General features: G+C 55.8%; 2 protein-coding genes and 1 pseudogene. 1 reads left to right on the top strand and 2 read right to left on the bottom strand.

What is annotated here, in order from left to right; all coding sequences use genetic code 11:
• Positions 1–139, top strand: a pseudogene (locus tag FHD67_RS20085) (IS3 family transposase); the annotation flags it as partial.
• A 77-nt stretch (positions 140–216) separates the two neighbouring features.
• Here FHD67_RS20085 and FHD67_RS20080 read toward each other — a convergent pair.
• Positions 217–675 carry a hypothetical protein gene (locus FHD67_RS20080; RefSeq protein WP_139599842.1) on the bottom strand — a complete coding sequence of 153 codons (459 nt, stop codon included), beginning with the start codon at positions 673–675 and terminating at the stop codon, positions 217–219.
• Positions 676–1,212: 537 nt separating this feature from the next.
• Positions 1,213–1,704: TonB-dependent receptor domain-containing protein (locus tag FHD67_RS20075; protein WP_139599841.1), on the bottom strand; the 492-nt coding region annotated here is incomplete at its 5' end.

Here is a 1,704-nt window from a genome sequence, read left to right as displayed (position 1 = left end):
CCATTACAACACCAAGCGCCCGCACTCATCACTGGGGTATCGCCCGCCAGCTCCCGAGGCCATCCAGTGGCCGGCTTCGCCATCCGGAGCCGCTTCGCCGGCCACCCCAGCTGTAGCGCCAAGACCCGAAATGCACTAAGACTGAAACCGGACCACCCGATAGGGGCAGGCCACACATCGCATCTTAATGAGCGGCGTTCAACGATTAGAATTCGACTAATCTCTTGGCTGTGAGACGATCACGTCACCCAAGTTGAGGCCAATTACTTTGATAGTCCCATCGGCTTTGTTAATGCTCACAACCTGTACATTTACCCTCTGGGCGATGTCATGCGCAATTCTGATGACGTAACGCTGATCAGCGTCTTTACGAATGGCGTTTTCGGGAATGCTGATACTGTCAAACCGTGGCGAGCTAGGTGTGGCAAGTCGTTCGTCTCGTAAGCTGCGCTGCAATGTGTGTAATTCTGGTGGGAGTAGCCCCGACATGACCTCCGTCATCTCAGCTGATATATTGAACGGTTCACCTACACCTGGACGAAGAGTAGTCGCCAACAGGATTGCAGTAGCAGCGAGAGCCACAACACGCATTAAGAAGGTGATAGATTGCTTTAAATTAAGTCGGAGCAAGATGGTAGGCCTGTTTAAGCCTCGAGATGATGTCAGAAATTCCATTCTGCGCAGTCCTGCAACGCGCACTCCAGAGGCATACAGATAACTTAGCGTTTGTTGTGATGAAATCACTCCATACAGTACACCCCAGTAGCTCACTGCTATTATAGAAAACTTTCTCGTGATCCACTCAGCCTTGTCTCATTGCCCGTGTAGCCGAGGCTTTCAACCGCCTTACTGCAAGTAAAGTACCCGCTGAGGCCTTTGCTTAACATGATCTCAGCCCGAGTAAGCGGAAATGGGTACATATGCGCCCTTATCCGGGTGGTAAATATTCCACACCGGTGGAGAGACAGTACGCGGCGTGGTCCGAAGGACAGTTTGAAATGCCGCCCTTCGGCCTCATGACAACCTAGCTAATGGGTCATTCTGCACTTGCGCAGCCGCTACATCGGCGGCTGATAGAGCACCGTCTTGAAAGGCTGCCTTGGCCACATCACCGCTTTTCGCATTTAATGCGTGTCTCCGGCGGCAAGGGGCGTGACCCTCTTGCCGCGCATTCTGCCGCATCGCTTCCTGGTCGCGGAGGGCGGACCTGCGTCACCAGCGATGGCGCAACGTGGCGGACACCGACCGACCGGGATTGTAGTAATCGGCGGACCCCCGGCCCACGACATGCTGTTCGTCGGCCAGGTTGTGGATGTTCAGCGACAATTCCGTCCTGTCGGTCACGTCATAGCTATAGGCGGCGTCCAGCAGCACGACAGCCTCGCTTCGGCCGGTGTCGTTCTGGGTCGCAAAAAAATACGTTCCTGTATATCGCGCGCCCAGACCAAAGGTCATGTCGCCGCGATTGCCCGCTCCGGGGACGGTGTAATCAACCCACAGCGATGCCGCATGCCGGGGAACAATGCCCACTGCATTGCCGGTCACGGGCGTTCCAAAGATCGGGTCAGAGCGCAGAACCTCAGAGTCAGCATAGGAGTAGGATGCCGTGACGGCCACGTCGGGGGTTAGTTCGGCCTTGGCCTCGAGGTCCAAACCCTTGACCCGGATCTCTCCGACCAGGTCGCGATCGCCGGTATCGATATT

The organism is Paracoccus haeundaensis (assembly GCF_006239215.1).
GTDB lineage: Bacteria > Pseudomonadota > Alphaproteobacteria > Rhodobacterales > Rhodobacteraceae > Paracoccus > Paracoccus marcusii.
This window is presented reverse-complemented; position numbering and strand designations above follow the sequence as displayed.